The organism is Roseomonas sp. TS2 (genome assembly GCF_058833935.1).
The window spans coordinates 1-3979 of sequence record NZ_JCACVY010000278.1 but is presented as its reverse complement, the minus strand read 5'-3'; the positions used below and the strand labels follow the sequence as shown (position 1 = coordinate 3979).

Below are 3979 nucleotides of genomic sequence, written 5' to 3'. Positions count from 1 at the left end.
GGCGGCCAGCGGCGCGACCTTCTCCTTCACATACGCCGCATCGACGCGCACCGTTTCACCGTTGCGGTCGCTGGCGCTGAAGGAGACCTCCTCCAGCAGCTTCTCCAGCACGGTGGCGAGGCGGCGGGCGCCGATGTTCTCGACGCGGGCGTTGATCTCGGCGGCGAGGTCGGCCACCGCCTCGATGGCGTCGTCCGTCAGCTCCAGCGTCACCCCCTCGGTGGAGAGCAGCGCCACATACTGCTTCGCCAGGGAGTGCTCCGGCTCGGTCAGGATGCGGCGGAAATCCTCCCGCGTCAGCGCGCCCAGCTCGACGCGGATCGGCAGGCGGCCCTGCAGCTCCGGCAGCAGGTCGGAGGGCTTGGCGATGTGGAAGGCGCCGGAGGCGACGAACAGGATGTGGTCCGTCTTCACCGGGCCGTGCTTGGTGGCGACGGTGGTGCCCTCGATCAGCGGCAGCAGGTCGCGCTGCACGCCCTCGCGCGAGACGTCGCCGCCACGGCCGCCGCCATCGGTGGAGCGGGCGCAGACCTTGTCGATCTCGTCGAGGAAGACGATGCCGTGGTTCTCGGCATGCGCCACCGCGTCGCGGGTCAGCTTCTCCTGGTCCAGCAGGCGGTCGGCCTCGTCCTGGGTGAGGGCGATGCGCGCCTCGGCCACGGTCAGCTTGCGCGACTTGGCCTGGCGGCCGAACATCTTGCCCATCATCTCCTGGATGTTGGCCATCTGTCCGGGCGGCATGCCGGGCATGTCCATCATCCCCACGGGCGTCGCGCCGCCCTGGTCGGAGACCTGGACCTCCACCTCCTTCTGCTCGAGCTGCCCCTCGCGCAGCATGCGGCGGAACTTCATCCGCGTCTCGCCGGAGGCGCCCTCGCCCACCAGCGCGGTGATCAGCCGCTCCTCGGCGGCCAGCTCCGCCTTGGCCTGCACCTCGCGGCGGGCGGTCTCGCGCATGCGGGTGATGGAGATCTCCACCAGGTCGCGCACGATGCTGTCCACGTCGCGGCCGACATAGCCGACCTCGGTGAACTTGGTGGCCTCGACCTTGATGAAGGGGGCGTCGGCCAGCTTGGCCAGCCGCCGGGCGATCTCGGTCTTGCCGCAGCCGGTGGGGCCGATCATCAGGATGTTTTTCGGCACCACCTCCTCGCGCATCGCCTCGGGCAGCTGCTGGCGGCGCCAGCGGTTGCGCAGCGCGATGGCGACGGCGCGCTTGGCCTCATGCTGGCCGATGATGAAGCGGTCCAGCTCGGAGACGATCTCGCGCGGGGAGAGGTTCACGGTTTCGGTCGCGGACATGGCTCAGAGCGTCTCCAGAACATAGCGGCCATTGGTGTAGACACAGATCTCGGCCGCGATGCCCATGGCCTTCTTGGCGATGTCCTCGGCGTTCATGCCGTCCACGTCGATCAGCGCGCGGGCCGCGGCCAGGGCGTAGTTGCCGCCCGAGCCGATGCCGATGATGGAATCCTCCGGCTCCAGCACGTCGCCATTGCCGGTGATGAGCAGGGAGCGGTCCTTGTCGGCCACCGCCAGCAGGGCTTCCAGGCGGCGCAGGTAGCGGTCCGTGCGCCAGTCCTTCGCCAGCTCCACGGCGGCGCGCTCGAGCTGGTCGGGGAAGCGCTCCAGCTTGGCCTCCAGCCGCTCCAGCAGGGTGAAGGCGTCCGCGGTGGCGCCGGCGAAGCCGGTCAGCACCTTGCCGCCGGCGATGCGGCGGACCTTGCGGGCGTTGTTCTTGACCACGGTCTGACCCATGGAGACCTGGCCATCCCCCGCCATGGCCACCTTTCCGTCCTTGCGCACGCAGAGGATGGTGGTTCCGTGCCAGCCCAGGGGATCGTAGCGGGGATCGTGAGACGTCGCGTTCATGCCGCCGAGATGGCATCGCCGATGCGGCGCAACAAGCGGGGGCGTGCTTCAACCGCCGCGCCAGGTCTCCCACTCGGCGGGGGGTGGCTGCGGCGCGGCCGTGGCGGCGCTGGGCGTGGCGCTGGCGGGGCTGTCCTCCCGCCGGCCGGAGCCGTCCGCCGCAGGATCGGCCGGGGGGGCGGCGGACGCCGCCACGAGGCCGCCGATCAGCGCCGCCTGCGCCGCGTCCAGCGCCAGGAAGCGCAGCCGCAGCAGGCCACCCTCCTGCTGCACCAGCTGCACCTCGACCTCGCCCAGCCGGGCGTTGCGCAGGCACATGCGGCCCCGCCCCGCCCCGGGCGGCAGCAGCCGCAGCAGCCGCAGCAGCGCCAGCCGCAGCCGGCCACCCCAGCCGGCCCGCTCCGGCCGCAGCGCCGCCCCGCCCAGGGACAGGCTGACGATGCGCGCCGCCACCGGCTGCAGGCCGGGCGCCGGCACGATTTCGGCCGGCCAGTCCACCGCCACGCGCCGCGCGGCGCGGCCCTGGTCGGTGCGCTCCCGCCCCGCGGCGCGCAGGGCCAGCAGCAGCAGCAGCGCCAGCCCGCCGGCCGGCGCCAGCCAGGGCCAGGCCAGCCAGGGCCAGCCCGGCTGCCGCCCGCCCGGGGCCGGGCCGGCGGTGGCGGTGCGCGGGGCCGCGGGCGGCGCGGCAGCCTGCGGCCCGGCCGGCGCCGCCTCCGGCCCCGGCGGCGGAAGGGCCGGCGGCGCGGGCAGGCTGAGGCGGGCCCAGAACAGGCCGCGCAGCGCCGCCATGGCGGCCTCCTGCCGCGCCCGCGCCTCGGCCCAGGCGATGGCCGAGGGGGCGGGGCGGTCCGGTGCAGGCCGGTCCATGCCGGCGCGCAGCAGCACGATCACCATCTGCGAATCCGCCACCGCCGCCAGCGCCGCGGCGAGGGCCGGGCCGTCCGGCAGCCCCGGATCGGAGCGGACGGCATCCAGCAGCGCGCCGAGCGCCACATCCGCCTCCCTGCGCCGCTGGCGCAGCATGGCGCGGCTCTCGGCGCTCAGCGGCTCGGTCAGGCTGAGCGCGCCGAGCGTCGCGCCGTGCTCCAGGAACAGGGCGGCCTCCGCCTCGGCCAGCCGGGCGAGCGTCGCCGGCGCGGCGAGGGGCTTTGCGGCCGGCGCGGCGAGGGGCTTTGCCGCCGGCGCGGCGAGGGGCTGTGCCGCCGCCGCGCGGAACCACGCCGCCGGCAGGCCCGCTTGCAGCCACCCCGCCGCGCTGATGATGCGGCGCCGCGTCATGCCCATGGCCCTGCCCCCTCCTGCTCTCTGCCTGCTGCTGTCGGCCTGCTGCGCCCGCCCCGGCCGGGCCGCTTCGGCGCCAGACTGGCGGCGGCCGCTTGGCGGAGCGTTAAGGCCGGTGCCGAGCCCCGCCTTCCGCACGCTCTCCCCTGGGCAAGCCCCCCTCGCGCGGTCTAGGAAGCCCCCATGGACGCCAAGCCCCGCACCGCCGACATCGCCCGCAGCACCAGCGAGACCGAGATCCGCGTCTCGCTCGACCTGGACGGCACGGGGCAGTCCAGCATCGGCACCGGCATCGGCTTCCTCGACCACATGCTGACGGCGCTGGCGCGGCACAGCCTGCTGGACATGGACGTGCAGGCGAAGGGCGACCTGCACATCGACTTCCACCACACCGCCGAGGATGTGGGCATCGTGCTCGGCCAGGCGGTGAAGCGCGCGCTGGGCGACAAGCGCGGCATCCGCCGCTACGGCCACGCCGTGGTGCCGATGGACGAGACGCTGGCCGAGGCCGCCATCGACATCTCCGGCCGCCCCTTCCTGGCCTGGAGCGTGACCTTCCCGCGCGACAAGATCGGCGAGATGGACACCGAGCTGTTCGAGGAGTTCTTCCGTGCCTTCGCGATGAATGCCGGCATCACCCTGCACATCGTGCAGCGCGCCGGCACCAACGCGCACCACATCGCCGAGGGCGTGTTCAAGGCCGTGGCCCGCGCCCTGCGCGCCGCCGTGGAGCCGGACCCGCGCGCGGCCGGCGTGATCCCCTCCACCAAGGGCGTGCTGGAGGGGTGATGCGCGCCTGGACGGTGCATAGCCCGCCTCCTCCCCC

General features: G+C 74.1%; 4 protein-coding genes. 1 reads left to right on the top strand and 3 read right to left on the bottom strand.

Annotated features, from left to right (window positions below):
- The 3 genes from hslU to ACZJYS_RS23230 all read right to left on the bottom strand — a co-directional run.
- Positions 1 to 1302 (bottom strand): ATP-dependent protease ATPase subunit HslU (hslU, locus tag ACZJYS_RS23240; RefSeq protein ID WP_493180493.1); only part of this gene is annotated, 1302 nt, incomplete at its 3' end.
- 3 nt (positions 1303 to 1305) lie between these two features.
- Positions 1306 to 1872 carry an ATP-dependent protease subunit HslV gene (gene hslV, locus ACZJYS_RS23235; RefSeq protein ID WP_493180492.1) on the bottom strand — a complete coding sequence of 189 codons (567 nt, stop codon included), beginning with the start codon at positions 1870 to 1872 and terminating at the stop codon, positions 1306 to 1308.
- 48 nt (positions 1873 to 1920) lie between these two features.
- Positions 1921 to 3156 carry a hypothetical protein gene (locus tag ACZJYS_RS23230; RefSeq protein WP_493180491.1) on the bottom strand — a complete coding sequence of 412 codons (1236 nt, stop codon included), beginning with the start codon at positions 3154 to 3156 and terminating at the stop codon, positions 1921 to 1923.
- A gap of 180 nt (positions 3157 to 3336) precedes the next feature.
- Here ACZJYS_RS23230 and hisB point away from each other — a divergent pair, with 180 nt between their 5' ends.
- On the top strand, positions 3337 to 3942 hold the full coding sequence (gene hisB / locus ACZJYS_RS23225; RefSeq protein WP_109515692.1) for an imidazoleglycerol-phosphate dehydratase HisB: 606 nt from the start codon (positions 3337 to 3339) through the stop codon (positions 3940 to 3942).
- Positions 3943 to 3979: the final 37 nt, after the last annotated feature.

What these genes read in the sequence shown, in the direction of transcription:
- hslV (WP_493180492.1), bottom strand. Translation starts at nt 1,872, where the DNA reads ATGAACGCGACGTCTCACGATCCCCGCTACGATCCCCTGGGCTGGCAC.
- ACZJYS_RS23230 (WP_493180491.1), bottom strand. Translation starts at nt 3,156, where the DNA reads ATGGGCATGACGCGGCGCCGCATCATCAGCGCGGCGGGGTGGCTGCAA.
- hisB (WP_109515692.1), top strand. Translation starts at nt 3,337, where the DNA reads ATGGACGCCAAGCCCCGCACCGCCGACATCGCCCGCAGCACCAGCGAG.